Source organism: Nonomuraea sp. B5E05 (assembly GCF_039880665.1).
Classification (GTDB): Bacteria; Actinomycetota; Actinomycetes; order Streptosporangiales; family Streptosporangiaceae; genus Nonomuraea.
Genome location: NZ_JBDPMJ010000016.1, coordinates 58,169 through 78,893, shown reverse-complemented (window position 1 = coordinate 78,893; position 20,725 = coordinate 58,169). Strand labels below are relative to the sequence as shown.

The following is a 20,725-nucleotide window of genomic DNA, read 5'->3' as shown; positions in this document are numbered from 1 at the left end:
TCAGGGCAGGGGGTCGAGCCCGTGCAGGGGGAAGACCGCGTTTCGGGTCGCCATGATCGCACGGTCAATGGGGTCAGATGGGTCATAACCACCGGAAAGGTCGTTGAATTCCGGATGGCGACCGTCGGTCATGGTCAGCGGCGCCGTCTCGCCGGTGCGATCGCGTACGAACTGGCGCCACTCGTCGCTCGTCGGCGTGGCCGGATCGATCGGATGGCCCGCCAGCTCCGCGATGAGATGGGTCCACGCCCGCGGCACCACCTGCACCAGCTCGTAACCGCCGCCGCCCGTGGCGATCCACCGGCCGCCCGCCGTCTCGTGAGCCAGGCGGTGCAGGGCGGAGTAGGCGGTGCGCTGGCCGTCGACGCTGAGCATCAGGTTGGCCAGCGGGTCGAGCGCGTGACTGTCGCAACCGTGCTGCGTCACCAGAATCTCCGGCCCGAACTCGCGCAGCAGTGGCGGCACGACCGCGTCGAAGGCCCGCAGCCAGCCGGGGTCGCCGCAGCCGGCGGGGAGCGCCACGTTGACGGCGGTGCCGTCGGCGCCGGTCTCATGGGGGAACCCGGTGCCGGGGAACAACGTGCGCGGGCTCTCGTGCAGGCTGATCGTCAGGACCCTCGGGTCGTCGTAGAACACCGCCTGCACGCCGTCGCCGTGGTGCACGTCCACGTCGACGTACGCGATGCGGCTCGCACCCTGGCGCAGCAGCCACGCGATCGCCAGCGCGGGGTCGTTGTAGACGCAGAACCCGCTGGCCGTGGCGGGCATCGCGTGATGCAGCCCGCCCGCGATGTTGACGGCGTGCTCGGCCGAGCCCTCCCAGACCGCGCGGGCGGCGGCCAGCGAGGCGCCGGCGATCAGCGCGGAGGCGTCGTGCACGCCCTTGAACGCCGGGTTGTCGGTGGTGCCGAGCCCGGCGCCGAGGTCGGGCCGGCCGTCGGCGGACACGCGCCTGACGGCCTCGATGTAGCCGCGCTCGTGGACCATGGCCAGCTCGTCGTCGGTGGCGGGCACGCATCCGATCACCTCGACCTTGTCGAGGACGCCGAGCTCGCGGGCGAGCGCCATGGTCAGCTCGACCCGCACGGGGGCGAGCGGATGGCCAGGGCCGAAGTCGTAGGAGGTGAGAGCGTCGTCCCAGATCACCTGTGTCGACCGGCTCATGCCACCCCTCCGCGATCGCCCTGTCCCGCCGACGTTACCGCAGCGCAGACACCTCGTTGTAGCCCGGGTTCATCCGGTGGACATCTCCCCGCGACCTCGCCGATTCGTGACTTAGTGTCTTAGCGTGCGCCCAGCACGGTCCTTACTCAGGCTCATCCGCTTCTTCCGGCGTCCCCAGGTCTTCGACAGGACGCTGGTGATCGTGCTCGGGTTTCCCGGGATCATCGGGATCCCCGTCATGCTCGTCATGGGGAACACCGCGCTCGCCCTGACCGCGCTGCCCTACCTGGTCGCCGTCGTGCTCCTGCTCATGCGGCGCCGCCGGCCGGTCCTGGTCACCGCGCTGGTCACCGGGCTCGAAGCCGTGGGCGTGGCGGCGGACGTCGTGCCGTCCAGCAACGTCCCCGCGCTCGTCGCCTACTACAGCCTGGGCCGCTACACCGCCGGCCGCACGACCGCGATCGTCGCGGCGGCGGCGTTCGTCGCCTACGCGACAGTGCTGGAGCTGGACCAGGTCAACGGCGGCTGGGTCATGGCCCTGTTCAACGTCGGCGTGCCCGTCGGGGTCGGGCAGCTCGTCCGGCTCAGGACCGAGCTGAACGAACGCGGCAGGCGCGACGCCGCCGACGCCGCGGTCCGCGCCGAGCGGCGGCGCATCGCCAGGGAGCTGCACGACGTGGTCGCCCACCACATCACCGTGATCAACGCCCTGGTCGGCGGCGCCAGGGCCACGCTCCCAGCCGAGCAGGAGGTCACCAGGGACGCTCTGGAGAGCGCCGAGCAGACCGCCCGCCAGGCGATGTCCGAGATGCGCCGCCTGCTCGACGTGCTCAGGGCCGACGGCCACGAGGGGCCGGACGCCGCCACGGGGGTGGGAGCCGAGCGGCTGCCCGCGCTGATCAAGGAGGCCAGATCGGCGGGGCTGCCCGCGCACCTGAACGTGACCGGTGAGCCCGTCCCGCTGCCGGCCGTCGTGGACCACGCGGTGTACCGGATCGTGCAGGAGGCGCTGACCAACACACGCAAGCACGCACCCGGCGCGCGGGCGAGCGTGCGGCTCGCGTACGAACCGGACGCCGTGGAGGTCGAGGTGGTCGACGACGGCAGCACCAAGGGGACCGGGTCGCCGGGGTTCGGGCTCGGAGGCATGGCCGAGCGGGTGGCGCTGTGCGGCGGACAACTCTCCACAGGGCCCCGCGCCCCGCAAGGAGGTTTCCGCGTACACGCCCGCATCCCCCTGGAGACACCGTGATCAAAGTGCTGCTGGCCGACGACCACGCGCTGGTGCGCGTGGGCTTCAAACTGATGCTCGACGCCCAGCCGGACATGTGTGTCGTGGGCGAGGCCGGCGACGGCGCGGGGGCGGTGGACCTGAGCCGGCGGCTGCGCCCCGACGTGGTGCTGATGGACCTGCACATGCCGGGCCTCGACGGGGTGCGCGCGACCGAGCTGATCACGTCGGAGCTGCCGGAGGTCCGGGTGCTCGCGCTGAGCACGTTCGACCTGGACGAGAACGTGGTCGCGGCGCTCAGGGCGGGAGCGGGGGGGTTCCTGCCCAAGGACGTCTCCCCCGAGGAGCTGATCGAGGGCGTGCGCGTGGTGCACCGCGGCGAGTCCGCCGTCGCGCCGCGCCTGCTCACCAGGCTGATCGGCACGTTCGTACGGGCCGCAGGAGCCCTTGAGGCGAGCCCGCGGCGCCCGGTGCCCGCCGGGGTGGCCGGCCTGACGGAGCGCGAGCGGGAGATCCTCGTGCTGATCGCCCGCGGCCGGTCGAACGCCGAGATCGCCACGGCCCTGTCCGTCTCCCCCTCGACCGTCAAGAACCACGTGACGAACCTGTTCGCCAAGATCGGCGTCAGGGACCGGGCGCAGGCGGTGATCGTCGCCTACGAGGCGGCGCTCGTCCACCCGGGAGAGTAGGACCAGGCTCCCAGACCCCCGCCAGGGAAGCGGTTCCCGCGCAGGAGGCACACGACCTCCCGCGACGGCACGCTGGGATCATGACCGCGATACGGGCAACGAACCTGAGCAAGCGCTACGGCAAGACCGTCGCCGTGTCGGACCTGTCGTTCGACGTCGAGCCCGGCCGGGTGACCGGTTTCCTCGGCCCCAACGGCGCGGGGAAGTCCACGACCATGCGGATGATCCTGGGGCTCGACCGGCCGTCGGACGGCGCGGCGCTCGTGGACGGGCTGCCGTACGCCGAGCTGCGACACCCGCTGCGCAAGGTGGGCGCGCTGCTGGACGCCAAGGCCGTGCACGGCGGGCGCAGCGCCCGCAACCACCTGCTGGCCATCGCGCAGAGCAACGGCATCCAGAAGGGCCGCGTGGACGAGGTGCTGGAGGCCGTGGGCCTGCGCGAGGTGGCCGGGCGCCGGATCGGCGGGTTCTCGCTGGGCATGTCGCAGCGCCTGGGCATCGCCGCAGCGCTGCTCGGCGACCCGGAGATCCTGCTGTTCGACGAGCCCGTCAACGGGCTCGACCCCGACGGCATCCTGTGGATCCGCACGTTCATGCGCGAGCTGGCGGCCGAGGGCCGCACGGTGTTCGTCTCCAGCCATCTGATGAGCGAGATGGCGCAGACCGCCGACCATCTGATCGTGATCGGCAAGGGCATGCTGATCGCCGACACGAGCGTGGAGGAGTTCATCGGGCGCAGCTCGCAGGGCTACGTACGGGTGCGCTCACCGCGACTGGCCGATGTCGCCGAGCTGATCAAGGTGGGCGAGCTCCACCACGACCACCTGCGGGTGACCGCGATGAGCCCGGTCGAGATCGGCACGCTCACCGCGCGGGCCGGGATCCCGCTGGCGGAGCTGACGTTCGTGCAGCCCTCGCTGGAAGCGGCGTACATGGAGCTGACCAAGGACAGCCTGGAGTTCACCTCATGATCGACATCCTCAGGTCCGAATGGACCAAGATCCGCTCAGTCCGCTCCACGATGTGGACGCTGGCCGTCACCGCCGGGCTGATGCTGGGCATCGGCACGCTCATCGCCTCCGCGGCCAAGGGCTCGACCGAGGACGACATCCCCGGCGCCCAGGCCGTCATGCTGAGCCTGACCGGCATCATGTTCGCGTCGTTGTCCATCGCCACGCTGGGCGTGCTGGTGATCTCCAGCGAATACCGTACGGGCGGCATCCGCACGTCGCTGATGGCCGTGCCCAAGCGGATGAGCCTGCTGACCGGCAAGGTCGTGGTGTTCACGGTCACCTCCCTGGTCGTGTGCACGCTCGCGTCGGCCGCCTCGCTCGCCGTGGGCGTCGCCATCACCCAGCCGCCCTCGCTCGACATGGCGGAGGCCGTGCGGGCGGTGGTGGGCTGCGGCCTCTACCTCACCGCGTGTGGCCTGTTCGGGCTGGCGCTGGGCACGCTCGTACGCCACACGCCCGGCGCGATCGTCTCGGCCATCGCGCTGATGCTGGTGCTGCCCCAGATCACCGGCATGTTGCCGGGCCAGGTGGGCCGGACGGTGGCCGACCACTTCACCACCAACGCGGGCATGCAGGTGGCCGTCCCGCTGGTCCGCAACGCCTCGCTCGGCCCGTGGAGCGGCTTCGGCGTCTATCTCGTCTGGATCGCCGTGACCATGATCGTCGGCGCCGTGTTGCTGCGGCGGCGCGACGCCTGAGCGGTCAGCCGGAGGCGAGCTCGCGGCCGCGGTCGCGGGCCGCCTCGATGGCGGCCAGGAACGCGGCCCGCACGCTGTGGCGCTCGAGCTCGGCGATGGCCGCGATCGTGGTGCCGCCAGGAGAGGTGACGGCCTCGCGCAGGATCACCGGGTGCTCGCCCGAGTCGCGCAACATCACGGCGGCGCCGACGATGGACTGGGTGACCATGTCGAGCGCGGCCGCCCGCGGCATGCCGAGCAGGATGCCCGCGTCGACCATGGCCTCGACGAGGTAGAAGAAGTAGGCGGGGCCGCTGCCGGAGAGCGCGGTGGCGGCGTCCTGCTGCGACTCGGGGATGCGCAGCACCTTGCCGACGGGGCTGAGCAGCGCCTCGGTGAGCTTGAGGTGCTCCTCGCCCGCGTGCGCGCCCGCCGAGATCACGCTCATCGCCTCGTCGAACTTGATGGGCGTGTTGGACATCACCCTGACCACCGGCACCTCGACGCCGAGCCGCTGCTCCACGAACGACGTCGTGATGCCGGCCGCGGCGGTGATCACCAGGCGGTCGGCGGGCACGTAGGGGGCGATCTCGGCCAGCAGCGTGGCCATGTCCTGGGGCTTGACGGCGAGGATCAGCGTGTCGGCCGCCTTGGCCGCCTCGGAGTTGGTGACGGTGCGCACGCCGTAGGTCTCGCGCAGCGCCTGCGCCCGCTCGGCCCTGCGCGTGGTCGCCATGATGTCGCCGGGCATGAAGCCGGCGCGCAGCAGCCCGGACAGCAGCGCCTCGCCCATCTTGCCCGTGCCCAGAATCGCGATCATTTCCGCCCCTCGAGGAATAGACGCTGATGCAGCTTACCGGCCCGTCCCTGGTCTCGCGGGCTAGCCTCGTGACAGCAGGGAGCGCAGGAAGAAGGCCAGGTTGCGGGGGCGCTCGGCCAGGCGGCGCATCAGGTAGGGATACCAGTCGGCGCCGTAGGGGACGTAGACGCGCATCGTGAAGCCGAGGGCCGCCAGGCGGGCCTGCTCGTCGGGGCGCACGCCGTACAACATCTGATATTCGAAGCCGGCCGGGTCGCGGCCGTCGAGCACGGCGAGCGTCGAGGCGATGCGCACCAGCCTGGGGTCGTGGGTGGCGACCATGGGATAGCCGGCGCCGGCCATCAGCACCTTCAGGCAGCGTACGAACGAGCGGTCGATGTCGGCGGTCGAGGTGTAGGCGCCGGGAGCGGTGTAGGCGCCCTTGCACAACCGCACCCTGGCGTCGCCGAGCTGCTCGCAGCGGTCGAGCGAGTCGGGCAGGTAGGCCTGCACCACCACGCCCACGTCGGGGTGCTCCTTGCGCAGCGCGGCGTGCACGGCGTGCAGCATGGCGATCGTGTCGTGCTCCTCCGCGTCGAGCGTCACCGTGACGTCTCTGGCCGCGGCGGCCCTGCAGACGGCCGCGGCGTGGTCGAACGCGAGCTCCTCCGACAGCCGCAGCCCGAGCGCCGTGAGCTTGACCGAAACGTCGGCGCCCGCCGGCAGCAGGCGGAGCAGCGACAGGTAGGCGGTCACGGTGTCCTCGGCCTGGGCCCGGCCGGTCACATCCTCGCCGAGGTGGTCGACGGAGACGCGCAACCCCCTGCGGGACAGCTCGTCGACCGCGGCGCCGACGTCGTCGGCGACATAGCGCCTGACCACATCCCTGGTCAGCGGCGACGCGGTGATGACGCGCTCGGCGCGCCGGCTCTTGGAGACAGCGAGCAATGCCTGACGGAGCACATGACCAGACTATGGTGAACCGGCGGCCGGCGTGATCCGTGGTAGGAGTATGCGGACAATGACAGCGCCCCTTCTGGCCGGATGTCTGATGCTGGCGACGAGTTGCGGCACGGCCCAGCCTGCCGAGCGGGTCTCCTCCCCCAGCCAGGACAAGCCGCCCGTCGTGTCCAACCCGGTCGGCACCATGCCCAGCAAGGCGCCCCCGAAGGGCCCCAAGCAGGTCAAGCCGACGGGCGACGCCATCAACGTGCACAAGGCCCGCTGGGCCAAGGCCAAGCCGGTCGCCAAGGGCGAGAAACTCCAGCTGACGTGGGAGTCGGGGGTGGAGCCCTGCACGGTGCTGGACCGCGTCAAGGTCAAGGAGACGTCCAAGCGCGTCACGGTCACCCTGTATGAGGGCACGTCCCCCAAGGCCAAGAACGTCTCCTGCATCATGATCGCGATCGAGAAGACCACCACGGTCAAGCTCAAGAAGCCGCTCGGCGAGCGGAAGGTGGTGGACGGCGCCAAGCCGTAACGCGAGCAGCCCGGCCCGCGAACCCCCGGCAACGCACCCACGGCGCCGGGGGTTCGCTGTGCGCGGAACCCCCGGCCCTGCTGCCCCGTTGCTCGTGATGTGGCCTTTATTGCGGGAATGTCTCGGCGCTCATGAGGGTTGAGTCGAGTAGGCTCAAGTCGTTTGCCAAAGACGACACACATCCGCTAGCTTGAGTCTGCCAGACTCAACTTTGACCACAAGGACTCACTCATGGCACGTGCGGTAGGTATCGACCTTGGGACGACCAACTCCGTCGTCTCGATCCTCGAGGGCGGTGAGCCCACCGTCATCGCGAATGCGCAGGGCTCGCGGACCACGCCGTCCGTGGTCGCCTTCGCGAAGAACGGCGAGGTCCTGGTCGGCGAGGTCGCCAAGCGCCAGGCGGTCACCAACGTGGACCGGACGATCCGGTCGGTCAAGCGGGAGATGGGCACCACCTGGTCCCAGGAGATCGACGGCAAGAAGTTCTCGCCGCAGCAGATCAGCGCCTTCGTCCTGCAGAAGCTCAAGCAGGACGCCGAGGCCTACCTGGGCGAGAAGATCACCGACGCGGTGGTCACCGTCCCCGCCTACTTCAACGACGCCCAGCGCCAGGCCACCAAGGAGGCCGGCACGGTCGCGGGCCTCAACGTGCTCCGCATCATCAACGAGCCGACCGCCGCGGCCCTCGCCTACGGGCTCGACAAGGAGCAGGACCAGACCATCCTGGTCTTCGACCTCGGCGGCGGCACCTTCGACGTGTCCCTGCTCGACGTCGGCCAGGAGGACGGCCACGGCTTCGTCGAGGTCAAGGCCACCTCCGGTGACAACCACCTCGGTGGCGACGACTGGGACCAGCGCGTCGTCGACGAGCTCGTCAAGCGCTTCCAGAACGCCCACGGCGTCGACCTGGCCAAGGACAAGATGGCCCTGCAGCGCCTGCGTGAGGCGGCGGAGAAGGCCAAGATCGAGCTGTCCAGCCAGTCCGAGACCAACATCAACCTGCCCTACATCACGGCCTCGGCCGAGGGCCCGCTGCACCTCGACGAGAAGCTGACGCGCTCCGAGTTCCAGCGGCTGACGGCCGACCTGCTCGAGCGGACCAAGGGCCCGTTCAACCAGGTCATCAAGGACGCCGGCATCAAGGTGGCCGACATCGCCCACGTGGTGCTCGTCGGCGGCTCGACCCGCATGCCCGCCGTCTCCGAGCTCGTCAAGGAGCTGACCGGCGGCAAGGAGCCCAACAAGGGCGTCAACCCCGACGAGGTCGTCGCCATCGGCGCCGCCCTGCAGGCCGGCGTGCTCAAGGGCGAGGTCAAGGACGTCCTGCTGCTCGACGTGACCCCGCTGTCGCTGGGCATCGAGACCAAGGGCGGCATCTTCACCAAGATCATCGAGCGCAACACGACGATCCCGACCAAGCGCTCCGAGGTCTTCACCACGGCCGAGGACAACCAGCCGTCGGTGCAGATCCAGGTCTACCAGGGCGAGCGCGAGATCGCCTCCTACAACAAGAAGCTGGCCACGTTCGAGCTGACCGGCATCGCGCCGGCGCCGCGCGGCATCCCGCAGATCGAGGTCACCTTCGACATCGACGCCAACGGCATCGTCAACGTCTCCGCCAAGGACCTGGGAACGGGCAAGGAGCAGACGATGACGATCACCGGCGGCTCCGCGCTGCCGAAGGACGACATCGAGCGGATGATGCGCGAGGCCGAGTCGTACGCCGAGGAGGACAAGAAGCGCCGCGAGGAGGCCGAGGTCCGCAACAACGCCGACGGGCTCGCCTACCAGACGGAGAAGTTCCTCCGCGAGAACGACGACAAGGTCCCCGGCGAGATCAAGACCGAGGTCAACGACGCCCTGGCCGAGCTGAAGAAGGCTCTGGAGGGCACCGACACCGACGTCATCCGCACCTCGGCGGAGAAGCTCGCCACCGTCAGCCAGAAGATGGGTTCGGCGATCTACGCCCAGAGCCAGGGCCAGCAGGCCGGCGGCGAGGGCGCCCCGCAGGACGCCGCGTCCGGCCAGGAGGGCCAGAAGGCCGATGACGACGTGGTCGAAGCCGAGATCGTCGACGAAGACCAGCCGAAGAAGGACAAGTGATGCCGGCGCGTGAGAACGGGCACGAGGAGCCAGTGATCCGCGACAACCGCAAGATCGACCCCGAGACGGGCCAGGTGCGCGAGGCCCCGGCCGACGAGCAGGAGGCGCCCGCCGAGGCACCGCAGGCGCAGAACGGCGAGCTGGCGGACCAGCTCGCCGAGCGGACCGCCGACCTGCAGCGGCTCCAGGCCGAATACACCAACTACCGCAGGCGGGTCGAGCGCGACCGGGTGGCGGTCCGCGAGCAGGCGGTCGCGGGGGCGCTGACAGAGCTCCTTCCCGTGCTCGACGACATCGGAAGGGCCCGCGACCACGGCGAGCTGACCGGAGGCTTCGCGAAGGTGGCGGAGTCCCTGGAAGCAGTGCTCACCAAGCTGGGGCTCAGTCCCTTCGGGCAGAAGGGCGACCCGTTCGACCCGACGGTTCACGAGGCGCTGATGCACAGCTACTCGACCGAGGTGACCGAGCCGACCGCCGTCGAGGTGCTGCAGCTCGGCTACCGGATGGGCGACCGGGTGCTGCGCCCGGCGCGGGTGGCCGTCGCCGAGCCCGAGGACGCCACCCCCGCGTCCGATGACGACGACAACTGACACGAGGACGAAGGGCCGTAGATGAGCACCAAGGACTACTTGGAGAAGGACTACTACGCCGTCCTTGGTGTGCCCAAGACCGCCACCGCCGACGAGATCAAAAAGGCCTACCGGAAGCTGGCCAGGCAGTACCACCCCGACACCAACAAGGGCGACGCCGCCAAGGAGACCAAGTTCAAGGAGGTCTCCGAGGCTTACGACGTCCTGTCCGACAGCAAGCGCCGCAAGGAATATGACGAGGCGCGCACGCTGTTCGGGTCCGGGGTGGGCGGCCAGCGGGCCGGCGGTGGCGGGTTCCCGTTCGACTTCGGCGACCTGTTCGGCGGCACGGCGCAGCCGGGTTCCGGCGGAGGCGCGGGTGACCGGCTCGGCGACCTGTTCGGCGGGCTGTTCAACCGGGGCGGCTCCACCCGCACCTCGACCACGTCCAGGCCGCGGCGCGGCCAGGACGTCGAGTCCGAGGTGACGCTGACGTTCACCGAAGCGGCCGAGGGCACCACGGTGTCGCTCAGGCTCACGAGCTCGGCCGCCTGCGCCGCGTGCACCGGCACGGGCGCCAGGGCGGGCACGACCCCCAGGGTGTGCCCCACCTGTGAGGGCACCGGGGCGGCCAGCCGCAACCTGGGCAACTTCGCCTTCTCCGAGCCCTGCCGCGACTGCAAGGGCCGCGGGCTGCTCGTCGACGACCCCTGCCCCGTGTGCGAGGGCAGCGGCCGGGCCAAGAGCACCCGCACCATCCAGGCCCGCATCCCCGCGGGCGTGGCCGACGGCCAGCGGGTCAGGCTCAAGGGCAAGGGCGCCCCGGGCGAGAACGGCGGCCCCGCCGGCGACCTCTACATCCAGACGCACGTCAAACCACATGCCGTGTTCGGCAGGTCGGGCGACAACCTGACGATCACCGTCCCGGTGACGTTCACGGAGGCCGCTCTGGGCGCCGAGATCAAGGTGCCCACCCTCAAGGGCATGCCGGTGACGCTGCGCATCCCCCCGGGCACGCCCAACGGCCGCACGTTCCGCGTGCGCGGCAGGGGCGTCACCCGCAAAGACGGCACCAGAGCCGACCTGCTCGCGACGGTCGAAGTGGTGGTGCCGAAGACGCTCGACGACAAGTCGCGCGAGCTCCTCACCGAGTTCAACACCGCGAACGCCAGTGAGGACCCACGCGCTGAGCTCATTCAGCGAGCCAGAAGCGAGTAGCCGATGGACGCCAACTATTTCGACCTGTCAGATGACACACCCGTCTATGTGATCTCGGTGGCCGCGCAGCTGTCGGGGCTGCATCCCCAGACCCTGCGCCAGTACGACCGGCTGGGGCTGGTCAGCCCCGGCCGCACCGCGGGGCGCGGCCGCCTCTACTCGACACGCGACATCATCCAGCTCCGCGAGGTGCAGCGGCTCTCCCAGGAGGAGGGCATCAACCTCGCGGGCATCAAGCGGATTCTCGAGCTCGAGAACGAAGCGCTGCGGCTGCGGGAGGAGGTTCACCGCCTGCGTGCCGAGATGCGGATGGTCCGAGCGCTGATCCGCTACGAGCTGCCACCGGGGGCCTAGAACGATGGACTACAAGCTCACCCAGAAGAGCCAGGAGGCGCTCTCGGGTGCCATGCGGCGTGCCGCCGCCGAGGGCAACCCCGAGATCGCCCCCGTTCACCTGCTGAGCACGCTGCTCTCCCAGACCGGCGGCACCGCCGTGCCACTGCTCGAAGCCGTCGGCGCCGACTGGCGCACGCTACGGGCGCGGGCGGAGGAGCAGCTGGCAACGCTGCCGAAGGCGCAGGGCGCGACCGTGGGGGCGCCGTCGAGCTCGCGCCACCTCCTGACGGTGATGAACACCGCCGCCCAGCACGCCAACCGGCTCGAAGACCTCTACGTCTCGACCGAGCACCTGCTGGTGGGCCTGGCCGCCGACGGCGGACCGGTGGCCGACCTGCTGAAGGCGCAGGGCGCGACGCCGCAGGCGCTGCTCGACGCCTTCGAGAAAGTACGCGGCCACGCCCGCGTCACCAGCGAGACCCCTGAGGACACCTACCAGGCGCTGGAGAAGTACGGCGTCGACCTGACCGAGCACGCGAGGGGCGGCAAGCTCGACCCCGTCATCGGCCGCGACTCCGAGATCCGCCGCGTCGTCCAGGTGCTCAGCCGCCGCACCAAGAACAACCCGGTTCTCATCGGCGAGCCCGGCGTCGGCAAGACCGCCGTCGTCGAAGGGCTGGCCCAGCGCATCGTGGCCGGCGACGTGCCCGAATCACTACGCAACAAGCGGCTGATCTCGCTCGACCTGGGCGCGATGGTGGCAGGCGCGAAATACCGCGGCGAGTTCGAGGAGCGGCTCAAGGCCGTGCTCTCCGAGATCAAGGAGAGCGACGGGCAGATCGTGACGTTCATCGACGAGCTGCACACCGTCGTCGGCGCGGGGGCCGCCGAGGGCGCGATGGACGCCGGCAACATGCTCAAGCCCATGCTGGCCCGCGGCGAGCTGCGCATGATCGGCGCTACCACGCTCGACGAATACCGTGAGCGCATCGAGAAGGACCCCGCGCTGGAGCGCCGCTTCCAGCAGGTCTACGTGGGCGAGCCCACGGTCCCGGACACGATCGCGATCCTGCGCGGGCTCAAGGGCCGCTACGAAGCCCACCACCAGGTGCAGATCGCCGACAGCGCGCTGGTGGCCGCCGCCGCGCTGTCCGACCGCTACATCACCAACCGCTTCCTCCCCGACAAGGCCATCGACCTGGTCGACGAGGCCGCCTCGCGGCTGCGCATGGAGATCGACTCCCGTCCAGTGGAGATCGACCAGCTCCAGCGCAACGTCGACCGGATGAAGATGGAGGAGCTGGCGCTGTCGAAGGAGACCGACGAGGCCTCCGTACAGCGGCTCGAACGCCTGCGCCAGGAGCTGGCCGACCGCCAGGAGGAGCTCAACGCCCTCGTCGGCCGCTGGGAGCACGAGAAGGCCGGGCTCAACAAGGTCGGCGAGCTGAAGAAGCAGCTCGACGAGGCCAGGAGCGCCGCCGAGCGGGCCCAGCGCGACGGCGACTTCGAGGCCGCGTCCCGGCTCATGTACGCCGAGGTGCCGCGGCTGGAGCAGGTGCTGAAGTCCGCGTCCGAGGCGGCGCAGCCCGACAACACGATGGTCAAGGAGGAGGTCGGGGCCGACGACATCGCCGAGGTGATCTCGTCGTGGACCGGCATCCCCGCGGGGCGGCTCCTGGAGGCGGAGACGGCCAAGCTGCTGCGCATGGAGGAGGAGCTGGGCAGGCGGCTCATCGGCCAGCAGCAGGCCGTACAGGCCGTTTCCGACGCCGTACGCCGCAGCCGGGCCGGCATCGCCGACCCCGACAGGCCGACGGGCTCGTTCGTGTTCCTCGGGCCGACCGGCGTGGGCAAGACCGAGCTGGCCAAGGCGCTGGCGGAGTTCCTGTTCGACGACGAGCGGGCGATGACCCGCATCGACATGAGCGAATACTCCGAGAAGCACAGCGTGGCCAGGCTCGTCGGCGCGCCTCCCGGCTACGTCGGCTACGAGGAGGGCGGCCAGCTCACCGAGGCCGTCAGGCGGCGCCCGTACACCGTGGTGCTGCTCGACGAGGTGGAGAAGGCCCACCCCGAGGTGTTCGACATCCTGCTGCAGGTGCTCGACGACGGGCGGCTGACCGACGGCCAGGGCCGCACGGTCGACTTCCGCAACACGATCCTGATCCTCACCTCCAACATCGGCTCGCAGTTCCTCGTCGATCCCAAGCTGGAGAACGGCGCGAAACGCGAGGCCGTCATGGGGGCGGTGCGCAACTCGTTCAAGCCGGAGTTCCTCAACCGGCTCGACGACGTGATCCTCTTTGACGCGCTCGGCTCCGAGGAGCTGGCACGCATCGTCGACCTGCAGGTCGACCGCCTGGCGCAGCGCCTGGCCGACCGCAGGCTGACGCTCGAGGTCACGCCGGCGGCCCGCGAGTGGCTGGCGCTGACGGGCTACGACCCGATGTACGGCGCCCGCCCGCTGCGCCGCCTGGTCCAGTCGGCCATCGGCGACAAGCTGGCCAAGGCGGTGTTGTCGGGCGAGATCGCCGACGGCGACAAGGTCATGGTGGAACTCGGCGACGACGAGCTGCTCATCCAGCGCGGCTGAGGCCCGCCCCGGAGCCCGGAGACCCGAACGGGCTCCGGGCTCCGGCGTGTCATGCCGCGGTCATGCGGCACGGAGCTGGGTAAGGTTCGCCCCACACTTCGGACAAGCCGCGCTCCCCCGGCCGGCCGGCTGGCTACGTTCAGCGTTCGTCAGATCAGCGATATCGATCAGGGGGACGTGCAGTGTCATCCCAGAAAGTCCGAAGCATCCTCGCGGTGGCGGCGGTGACCGCTGGTGTCACGTGGTGGGCCGCGACCCCCTCGACGGCTGACTCCTGCTCGAACACCAAGCCGGTCGTGTTGTCACCGGACTCTGCCCTGTCCTTCTGCCACGAGCAGTCGAGGGTGGACATCAACGACGGCGGCTCGGGCAGCAGCCGGATGGTCGCCGAGGAGTCGGGCAAGCTGGCCATGGCGACCGGGCGGCTGGCCAGGCAGCTGGGCCTGACGGGCCTGGCCGCCGGAAAGCCGGCGCTGGGCGGCGCCGACATCGGCGGGGTCGCGGCGACCTGGGGCATGCCGATGCTGACCTCCGCCTCGCCCGTGGTGTTCCCCACGGTGCCGGGCCGGGCCGGCATGAAGGACATGTCGACCCTGACGAGCGTGCCGGCGCTGCCCTCCCTGCCGTCCCTGCCCGAGACGCCGCTGCTGGCCAAGCTGCCGGCGGAGATGTCGCTCGGCCAGGCCTCCCACGACAACCGCATCGCGGGCTCCCGCATCCGGTCGCCGAAGGAGCTGGACAAGCCCGTCCGCGAGGTCGGCGAGGACGTCGTCGGCGTGCTGCTGCCGAAGGCGGTGGAGAGCGTCGAGGGCACCTCGATGCTGACCGGCGGCCGGTCCGCGGTGCCGGGCGTCACGGGGCTCACGGACGGCCTCGGCCTGCGGTGAGCACGCCGTCCGCCGGCCATCTCGTCCGGGCGCGGAACGTGCCTGCCGCGCCCGGATCTCCATAACCGAAGGGGCCGCGGCCGTCCGGCCGCGGCCCCTTCGGCCTTTGTGCGGGCATGGCGCAGTGAACTCCGGCCACCGGCGGCCCCGCCAGGGGACGGGCCGCGACGTCGCGCGAGGGCGATCGGGTCAGGAGACCATCTCGTCGAGCTCGTCCTCGGGGAGCCCGAGATCGACCCTGATGCGGTAGCGGGTGCGCAGCAGCGCCACCTGCTCGGGGTCGTTCTCGTCACAGTCGAGGACCGCCTGGGTGGCCCATTCGAGCCCACCCCGGAGGTCTCCGTAGGCGACGAGCGTCTCGGCGATCGTGTGGGCGGTCGCCGTGGAGACGCCGCCCTCAGCGCGTATCGTCTCGATGACCTCCCTCGCCTCGTCGGGCCTGTCGAGCTCGAAGAGCGTGTCGGCGATGCCGGCACGCGGGTCGAAACCCGCCTCGCCACCGTCCTCGACCGCGCGCTGGAAACACTCCATCGCGCGCGCGGGCTGGCCCGCCGCTCGCCACTCCTCGGCGGCGAGGACCAGGATGGAAGCCCGGGAGACGTCGCCCGAGGAATAGTCGAGCGCGACGTCGTAGAGCCGACTGGCCAGGGAATCGTGGTCGTCGGCCAATAGAGCCTGCTCAAGCAGACGATCAAGGTGCTCACGGGTCACATGCGCCACAACGCGAGACTACCGAGCCGCCCGGCCGTTTGCCTGGTCAATCCACACACTCACAAATCGGTAACGACTCGCCCAACTCTGCGCCTCCTGAGCGTGTTCGTGCAGGTCACGGGCATATAGCAGATGCTCCGCTGTCAAGCGAGCGAAGGGGGCCGTGATGGGCGTGTCCAAGCAGATGACCTTCACGCTGGCCTGCGCTGTCGTACTGTCGGCCCTCATCCCCGGCCTCGCGGGTTATCTGTCGGCCCGTCTCGAGGCCATCGAGTCGGCGGAGCGCAGCCTGCGCGCCCTGGAGACCCGGCTGCACATCAGGGAGGCCAGGGACGCGCGTCCCGTCTCCTACCCGGGGCCGTGCCTGCGCACGCCTGCCGCGCCGGGCTATGAGGAGGTGCCGACGGCCGCGCTCGGCCAGCGGCGGCACTGGCAGCCGGACGACGTGCCCGCCTGGCTGCCCGGCCTGGTCACGGAGCCCCCGTACGCGGGCGGCCACTGAGCGCTCAGTCGAGCGGCGACCATGAACGCAGCTGGCGGGAGAGAAAGCCGCGGATCAGGTGTTTGGCCGCCTCGATGATCTCCGGCTCCCCGTCGGGGTCGCGGCGGAAGGCGAGTTTCAGCACGGCGTCGCCCGCCTCGACCGCCACCAGCACCGCGAGGTCGAGCTCGGGGCTGTCGGCCAGGCCGAACTCCTTCAGGAACAACCCGCGCAGCCGCCCGGCGATCACGGTGTTGTTGTCGGAGTCGGAGTCGAGCAGGTTGAGGTCGACGACGTCACCGAAGTGCAGGCTCTTGAAGCCGGCGACCGTGCGGTGCATATCGACGTATTCGTCGATGATCGCGTCGACCGCCTCCCACCACCCTCGGTGGTCCTCCTCCAGGAACTTGCGGTCGACCCGGCGGACGAACTCCTCGACGTTGCGCCGGGTGAGCTCCTGCGTGATCGCCCGCTTGTCGGGAAAGAACTGGTAGACCGACCCGATCGCCACGCCCGCCCGCTCGGCTATGCGGGTGGTGGACAGGGCTTCGTACCCGGTCTCGTCGAGCAGTTCGGCGCAGGCGTCGAGCATGCGCTCGACGCGCCGGGCGCTTCGGCGCTGTGCGGGTTGCCGCCTGAGTGCTTTGGGCTGGCTGCAGTCTTCATCAATTTGCGGCGAGGACACGGAATCATCTTCTCCCGTACGTGCGATCGTTACCCGCGATTTCTGGATACCGTCGTGGTTCCGGTCAACCGTGCCAGCCCGCGCATCGCCCGTGGCGAAATCCGCGATAGGGCGTATCCGATTTTTCCTTCCAGGTTGACCGGAACGACCGCCTGATTTCTGTGCACCGCACGCAGAACGTGCGCGGCCACGCGCTCGGGTGGATATCCGCGCCGCGCCAGGCCGCGTACGGCGTCGTCGTGCAGGTCCGCACCGGTGTACGTGGCGTTGCGCGCGATGGCCGTGGAGACGAAGCCCGGGCAGATGGCGCTGACCCCGATGTCGTGCCCGGCCAGCTCGGCTCGCAGGCAGTCGCTGAGCATCTTCACCGCGGCCTTCGAGGCGGAGTACGCGGGCAGCAGCCGTGAGGGCGCGAAGGCGGCCAGGGAGGCGACGTTGACGATGTGGCCGCCCTGGCCGCGCTCGACCATGGCGGCGGCGAACAGACGGCATCCGTGCACGACGCCCCACAGATTGATGTCGACGGTCCTGCGCCAGTCGTCCATGGTGTGGTCGAGAAACGATCCGACGACCGCGATCCCGGCATTGTTCACCACAATGTCCGGCACTCCATATTGAGCGATGATATTTCGCGAGAAATTCTCCATCTCCTCCATATCCGCGACATCGACCCGCGCCGCGTGTGCCGTACCCCCGAGATCTTTCCCGATCATCTCGGCGACCCGCCCGGCGGCGGCGAGATCGATGTCCGCGCAGACCACCTCGGCGCCGTGCGCCGCGAACGCCCGCGACGTCGCCAGCCCGATCCCCGACCCGGCCCCCGTCACCACCACCAGCCGCCCGCCGAACGTCCCTCGCCCGCTCCCCACCCGCGCCCGCCGCAACGCCGTGCCGGCCCGGTCGCCGTCGACATGGCCGGCGAACTCGGCGATCATCCCGGCGACGGCGCCGGGACGACTGCGGTGGGCCCAGTGCCCGGCCGCGAGCCTGCGGCGCCACAGCCCGCTCACCCACCGGTCGAACGAGGCCGGCAGCGCGGGCGTCACGAACCGGTCCCGCGTGGCCTCGATGACCTGTACGGGCACGTCGGAGACGCGCGGGTCGAGGTCCGCGTCGCCGAGCGTGGCGGCCATGTTGCGCCGGTAGAGCCAGAGCCCGTTGCGCCCGTCCTCGGCCAGGGTGGGCGCCGGATGCCCCGGCCGTGGTGTGACGCCCTCGCCGAGCAGGGTGCGGGTGACGATCCGCGGCATGACGGAGCCCCAGGCCAGCTCGGGCAGCGCGGGCAGCAGGAAGGCGCCGATGTACCACGACCTCATCCGCTGCGCCGCGACGTCACGCCGCCGCCCGTACCGCATGAAATGCCGCATCTGCCGCAACCCTGGCCCGCCCAGGCTGGTGAACGAGGCCACCCGGTCACGGATCCCCTCCCGCGCGACGGCCTCCCACCCCTGCAGCGATCCCCAGTCGTGCCCCACGAGGTGGACCCTGGGCTTGCCCACGGCGTCGAGCACGGCGCCGAGATCGGCGATCAGGTGGTCGAAGTCGTAGGCGCGCCGGTCGCGCGGGGCCGAGGACCTGCCCGCCCCGCGCACGTCGTAGCGCACCACGTGGAAGCGGTCGCGCAGGAGTGCGGCCACCTCGTCCCAGACGCGGTGGGTGTCGGGATAACCGTGGAGGAGGAGGATCGTCGGCCGGCCGGGGTCGCCCTCCTCGAACAGCGCCAGGCGTACGTCACCGGACTCGACCCACCGCATCGCGACCTCCTATTGGACGCACCGTCCAGCAGAATACCAACGAGGGTCCGCGCGGATCACCTGTCGGGCCGGGCCGACAGGCCCGTGCAGGAGCGCAACTCCTTCCAGTCCGCGACCGCCCGCGTCCTGGACGACCCCTTCATCGGCACCGGGACGCCGCCCTGGATGGTGGCCGGCGTCCAGGTGTCCTTCAGCACCTTCCGCCCGTTGATCGTCAACGTCAGCACCCCGGTCCTGCCCGTGGTCGCCGGGTTGGAGTTGTAGAAGACGAAGTTGCCCATGCCGTAGTTGACGTACGCGTTCTTGAGATATCCCGATCCGAGCAGGATGTGGGCGTGCCCGCCGACCACCACGTCGGCGCCCGCCTTGACCAGCTTGGGGGCGAGCGAGCGCTGCGCCGGGTTGGGGCACTTCTGCATCTCGGTCCCCCAGTGCAGGTGGACGATCACCGTGTCGGAGTTCTTGCGTGCCTTGCGTACGGCCCGGAGCAGGCTCTCCTCGTCCTTGGCCGAAGCAAGCCCGCCCTTGCCGGACGTGGCCGTCCACGACTGGATGAACTCCGCGTCCATGACCTGGGTGGCCCCGATGATCGCCACCCGGTTGCCGTTCACGGTCTTCCGGTACGGCCGGTACGCCTGCGCCGCGTCCTTCCCGATCCCCACCACGGGGAACTTGCTGCGCCTGATCGCCGCCAGCGTGTCGGCCAGCCCGTCGTCCATGTAGTCCATGCCGTGGTTGTTGGCCATGGACGCCACGTCGACCCCGGAGGCCTTCAACGCGCTCAACGCGCTGGGCGGGGCCCTGAACGTGAACTCCTTGCCCGGCGCCGGCGTACCTCCGGTGGTGATGGCCGTCTCCAGGTTCACCATCGATAAATCCGCCTTGCGCAACACGCTCGCGATCGGCCCCAGCGCCGTGCGCGGGCTGGAGAGCCGGGGGCGCAACATCCCCTCGAAGTGCACGTCCCCGCCGAAGGCGATCGTGTACGGCCGCCGCTGCGGCGTTGGCTTCGCCGAGGGCGTGGCCGAGGGCGTGGAGGGTGCCCGCTGCTGCTCCACCTGCCCGCGTTGCGGCTCCCTCTCCGGCGGCGACGAGCATGCCGCCAGGGACACGACGACAGCGAGCACCGGGAGGGCATGGGGGAGTCTCATCTACCGCCACTTCCACTCGAATCCTGTCTTCTAGGGATCGAGCATGCCATGCAGGGCGGTTACCGTGCAGTCCACACGTTTGACAACAAATCGGACACTTCGTGGCGCGTCTCGTCATCCATCGACGTGCCGGCGATCATCCGGGGCTTGCGAAGGGCCGCGAGACTGGTCGTGCTCGGCACAGGAGCCGGCACGCGCTGCTTCTAGGGCGCGAGTCGTTCGTATGACACCTTGTGCCTATGGCCCCCCGTCACCCTCGGCGCCCGTCGCGCTCGTCGGCGTTCCTTCTCACGACGATCGCGCTTGGAGCTCATCGCCATCGGCGCTTCTCTTTCCCTGCAAGCCAGGGAAATGAAATTCTCACGCGAAGAAGCGGAGCGGGCCCACCATTTCCAGCTCCTGCAGCTGCAGATAGAAAATCCCGTACTGAGCGGCGCGATGCACCGAGCGGATAGCGAGCTGGACCCGAGACTGCACCTCTACCTCAACGCGCCACGACTTCCTCGGCACGGAAGTCGGCAGGCGTTTCTGGGAGGGCACGCGAGGCCGTCGACTCGCCCTGGCCAAGGACCGCCAGAGCAAGCAATTCGTCACAGTGATCGACCGCGCCTGGCGGCAGACGGTGGAGACGCAGGGGCACTCAGCCACCACGTCAGAGCGTCCCGAAAGCCCAGAGGAGCCTGCTTGCCGCGCTCAGTGCCGCTGCGGTGACTGCGCTGGTCGGAGTCGGGATCACATGGTTGAGCCGAACCAAGAAGATGCGCGCCGATGATTGATCATCACGGCCGCAGATGTGCCATGATGTGCAGGTCTTCTCTGCTCCATACTGCGAAAGTGCGGGAAGTCCGGAGGCGTGCCATGCCTCCACCCGAACGGCCCTGCAAGTTGTGCCACCAACTTGCCAGGGCCGTTCGTCATGCGCTCGCCCCTCGTGCGGTCAGGTCGAACTCACCCTGGCGAACACCTGCCGTGAAGGCTTCCCACTCGCCTGGCGTGAAGACCAGCACGGGCCCGTCCTGCGTCTTGCTGTCCCTCAGCGCCACATTGCCATCGGCCAAGGGCGCAACCTCGACACAGGCTCCTGCACCGTTGCAGAAGGTGCTCTTCCGCCACGCTTCCTTCTCAGTATGGATGTACATTATCTCTCCAAATACACAAAAGGGCCCCATCGCCCTCTTATG

At 69.9% G+C, this 20,725-nt stretch carries 19 protein-coding genes and 1 pseudogene; 12 read left to right on the top strand and 8 right to left on the bottom strand.

Annotated features, from left to right (window positions below):
- Positions 1-1,164, bottom strand: a complete 1,164-nt coding sequence (locus ABGB01_RS27535; RefSeq protein WP_347776423.1) for an acetoin utilization protein AcuC — start codon at positions 1,162-1,164, stop codon at positions 1-3.
- Between the two features lie 124 nt (positions 1,165-1,288).
- On the opposite strand from ABGB01_RS27535, the gene ABGB01_RS27530 reads away from it, so the two are divergent.
- The 4 genes from ABGB01_RS27530 to ABGB01_RS27515 all read left to right on the top strand — a co-directional run bounded on the left by ABGB01_RS27530 (position 1,289) and on the right by ABGB01_RS27515 (position 4,795).
- A complete protein-coding gene (locus tag ABGB01_RS27530; protein ID WP_347776422.1) occupies positions 1,289-2,416 on the top strand; it encodes a histidine kinase in 1,128 nt (375 codons plus the stop codon).
- Positions 2,413-3,084: a response regulator transcription factor gene (locus ABGB01_RS27525; RefSeq protein WP_347776421.1), complete on the top strand. Its 672-nt coding sequence runs from the start codon at positions 2,413-2,415 to the stop codon at positions 3,082-3,084. Before ABGB01_RS27530 ends, ABGB01_RS27525 begins: the two co-directional genes overlap by 4 nt.
- 80 nt (positions 3,085-3,164) lie before the next feature.
- Positions 3,165-4,055, top strand: coding sequence for an ATP-binding cassette domain-containing protein (locus ABGB01_RS27520; RefSeq protein ID WP_347776420.1), 891 nt, complete (start codon positions 3,165-3,167; stop codon positions 4,053-4,055).
- Entirely contained in the window at positions 4,052-4,795 is a 744-nt protein-coding gene (locus ABGB01_RS27515) for an ABC transporter permease subunit (protein WP_347776419.1), read from the top strand. The genes ABGB01_RS27520 and ABGB01_RS27515 overlap by 4 nt, the downstream gene beginning before the upstream one ends.
- Positions 4,796-4,799: 4 nt before the next feature.
- On the opposite strand, the gene proC is transcribed toward ABGB01_RS27515, so the two are convergent.
- Both proC and ABGB01_RS27505 read right to left on the bottom strand, forming a co-directional pair.
- Positions 4,800-5,594: a pyrroline-5-carboxylate reductase gene (gene proC, locus ABGB01_RS27510; protein ID WP_347776418.1), complete on the bottom strand. Its 795-nt coding sequence runs from the start codon at positions 5,592-5,594 to the stop codon at positions 4,800-4,802.
- A 60-nt stretch (positions 5,595-5,654) separates the two neighbouring features.
- Entirely contained in the window at positions 5,655-6,536 is an 882-nt protein-coding gene (locus ABGB01_RS27505) for a proline dehydrogenase family protein (protein WP_347776417.1), read from the bottom strand.
- A 58-nt stretch (positions 6,537-6,594) separates the two neighbouring features.
- Between ABGB01_RS27505 and ABGB01_RS27500 the strand changes: the two genes are divergently transcribed.
- The 7 genes and pseudogenes from ABGB01_RS27500 to ABGB01_RS27470 all read left to right on the top strand — a co-directional run bounded on the left by ABGB01_RS27500 (position 6,595) and on the right by ABGB01_RS27470 (position 14,762).
- Positions 6,595-7,053 carry a hypothetical protein gene (locus tag ABGB01_RS27500; RefSeq protein ID WP_347776416.1) on the top strand — a complete coding sequence of 153 codons (459 nt, stop codon included), beginning with the start codon at positions 6,595-6,597 and terminating at the stop codon, positions 7,051-7,053.
- 231 nt (positions 7,054-7,284) lie between these two features.
- Positions 7,285-9,159: a molecular chaperone DnaK gene (gene dnaK, locus ABGB01_RS27495; protein WP_347617254.1), complete on the top strand. Its 1,875-nt coding sequence runs from the start codon at positions 7,285-7,287 to the stop codon at positions 9,157-9,159.
- A complete protein-coding gene (gene grpE / locus ABGB01_RS27490; RefSeq protein ID WP_347776415.1) occupies positions 9,159-9,749 on the top strand; it encodes a nucleotide exchange factor GrpE in 591 nt (196 codons plus the stop codon). Before dnaK ends, grpE begins: the two co-directional genes overlap by 1 nt.
- A 21-nt stretch (positions 9,750-9,770) precedes the next feature.
- Positions 9,771-10,946, top strand: coding sequence for a molecular chaperone DnaJ (dnaJ, locus tag ABGB01_RS27485; protein ID WP_347776414.1), 1,176 nt, complete (start codon positions 9,771-9,773; stop codon positions 10,944-10,946).
- 3 nt (positions 10,947-10,949) lie between these two features.
- Positions 10,950-11,231, top strand: a pseudogene (locus ABGB01_RS27480) (helix-turn-helix transcriptional regulator); the annotation flags it as partial.
- A gap of 73 nt (positions 11,232-11,304) precedes the next feature.
- Entirely contained in the window at positions 11,305-13,875 is a 2,571-nt protein-coding gene (clpB, locus tag ABGB01_RS27475) for an ATP-dependent chaperone ClpB (RefSeq protein WP_347776413.1), read from the top strand.
- 224 nt (positions 13,876-14,099) lie between these two features.
- Complete coding sequence (locus ABGB01_RS27470; RefSeq protein ID WP_347776412.1) at positions 14,100-14,762, top strand: hypothetical protein; 663 nt, start codon at positions 14,100-14,102, stop codon at positions 14,760-14,762.
- A 189-nt stretch (positions 14,763-14,951) separates the two neighbouring features.
- Here the strand turns inward: ABGB01_RS27470 and ABGB01_RS27465 are convergent, their stop codons facing one another.
- The gene (locus tag ABGB01_RS27465; RefSeq protein WP_347776411.1) at positions 14,952-15,482 is read right to left on the bottom strand and encodes a tetratricopeptide repeat protein; all 531 of its coding nucleotides are present in this window, start codon (positions 15,480-15,482) and stop codon (positions 14,952-14,954) included.
- 157 nt (positions 15,483-15,639) lie between these two features.
- Here ABGB01_RS27465 and ABGB01_RS27460 point away from each other — a divergent pair, with 157 nt between their 5' ends.
- The gene (locus tag ABGB01_RS27460; RefSeq protein ID WP_347776410.1) at positions 15,640-15,975 is read left to right on the top strand and encodes a hypothetical protein; all 336 of its coding nucleotides are present in this window, start codon (positions 15,640-15,642) and stop codon (positions 15,973-15,975) included.
- Positions 15,976-15,979: 4 nt separating this feature from the next.
- On the opposite strand, the gene ABGB01_RS27455 is transcribed toward ABGB01_RS27460, so the two are convergent.
- The 4 genes from ABGB01_RS27455 to ABGB01_RS27440 all read right to left on the bottom strand — a co-directional run bounded on the left by ABGB01_RS27455 (position 15,980) and on the right by ABGB01_RS27440 (position 20,683).
- A complete protein-coding gene (locus ABGB01_RS27455; RefSeq protein WP_347776409.1) occupies positions 15,980-16,546 on the bottom strand; it encodes a TetR/AcrR family transcriptional regulator in 567 nt (188 codons plus the stop codon).
- A 122-nt stretch (positions 16,547-16,668) separates the two neighbouring features.
- Positions 16,669-18,393, bottom strand: coding sequence for an SDR family oxidoreductase (locus tag ABGB01_RS27450; RefSeq protein ID WP_347776408.1), 1,725 nt, complete (start codon positions 18,391-18,393; stop codon positions 16,669-16,671).
- Positions 18,394-18,449: 56 nt separating this feature from the next.
- Positions 18,450-19,340, bottom strand: a complete 891-nt coding sequence (locus ABGB01_RS27445) for a CapA family protein (protein WP_347776550.1) — start codon at positions 19,338-19,340, stop codon at positions 18,450-18,452.
- 1,118 nt (positions 19,341-20,458) lie between these two features.
- Positions 20,459-20,683 (bottom strand): DUF397 domain-containing protein, encoded by a 225-nt coding sequence (locus ABGB01_RS27440; protein ID WP_347776407.1) that lies wholly within the window; start codon positions 20,681-20,683, stop codon positions 20,459-20,461.
- Positions 20,684-20,725 lie beyond the last annotated feature (42 nt).

What these genes read in the sequence shown, in the direction of transcription:
- ABGB01_RS27450 (WP_347776408.1), bottom strand. Translation starts at nt 18,393, where the DNA reads ATGCGGTGGGTCGAGTCCGGTGACGTACGCCTGGCGCTGTTCGAGGAG.
- ABGB01_RS27445 (WP_347776550.1), bottom strand. Translation starts at nt 19,340, where the DNA reads ATGTTGCGCCCCCGGCTCTCCAGCCCGCGCACGGCGCTGGGGCCGATC.
- ABGB01_RS27460 (WP_347776410.1), top strand. Translation starts at nt 15,640, where the DNA reads ATGGGCGTGTCCAAGCAGATGACCTTCACGCTGGCCTGCGCTGTCGTA.
- ABGB01_RS27455 (WP_347776409.1), bottom strand. Translation starts at nt 16,546, where the DNA reads ATGCTCGACGCCTGCGCCGAACTGCTCGACGAGACCGGGTACGAAGCC.
- grpE (WP_347776415.1), top strand. Translation starts at nt 9,159, where the DNA reads ATGCCGGCGCGTGAGAACGGGCACGAGGAGCCAGTGATCCGCGACAAC.
- dnaJ (WP_347776414.1), top strand. Translation starts at nt 9,771, where the DNA reads ATGAGCACCAAGGACTACTTGGAGAAGGACTACTACGCCGTCCTTGGT.
- ABGB01_RS27535 (WP_347776423.1), bottom strand. Translation starts at nt 1,164, where the DNA reads ATGAGCCGGTCGACACAGGTGATCTGGGACGACGCTCTCACCTCCTAC.
- ABGB01_RS27500 (WP_347776416.1), top strand. Translation starts at nt 6,595, where the DNA reads ATGACAGCGCCCCTTCTGGCCGGATGTCTGATGCTGGCGACGAGTTGC.
- dnaK (WP_347617254.1), top strand. Translation starts at nt 7,285, where the DNA reads ATGGCACGTGCGGTAGGTATCGACCTTGGGACGACCAACTCCGTCGTC.
- ABGB01_RS27515 (WP_347776419.1), top strand. Translation starts at nt 4,052, where the DNA reads ATGATCGACATCCTCAGGTCCGAATGGACCAAGATCCGCTCAGTCCGC.
- proC (WP_347776418.1), bottom strand. Translation starts at nt 5,594, where the DNA reads ATGATCGCGATTCTGGGCACGGGCAAGATGGGCGAGGCGCTGCTGTCC.
- ABGB01_RS27520 (WP_347776420.1), top strand. Translation starts at nt 3,165, where the DNA reads ATGACCGCGATACGGGCAACGAACCTGAGCAAGCGCTACGGCAAGACC.
- clpB (WP_347776413.1), top strand. Translation starts at nt 11,305, where the DNA reads ATGGACTACAAGCTCACCCAGAAGAGCCAGGAGGCGCTCTCGGGTGCC.
- ABGB01_RS27440 (WP_347776407.1), bottom strand. Translation starts at nt 20,683, where the DNA reads ATGTACATCCATACTGAGAAGGAAGCGTGGCGGAAGAGCACCTTCTGC.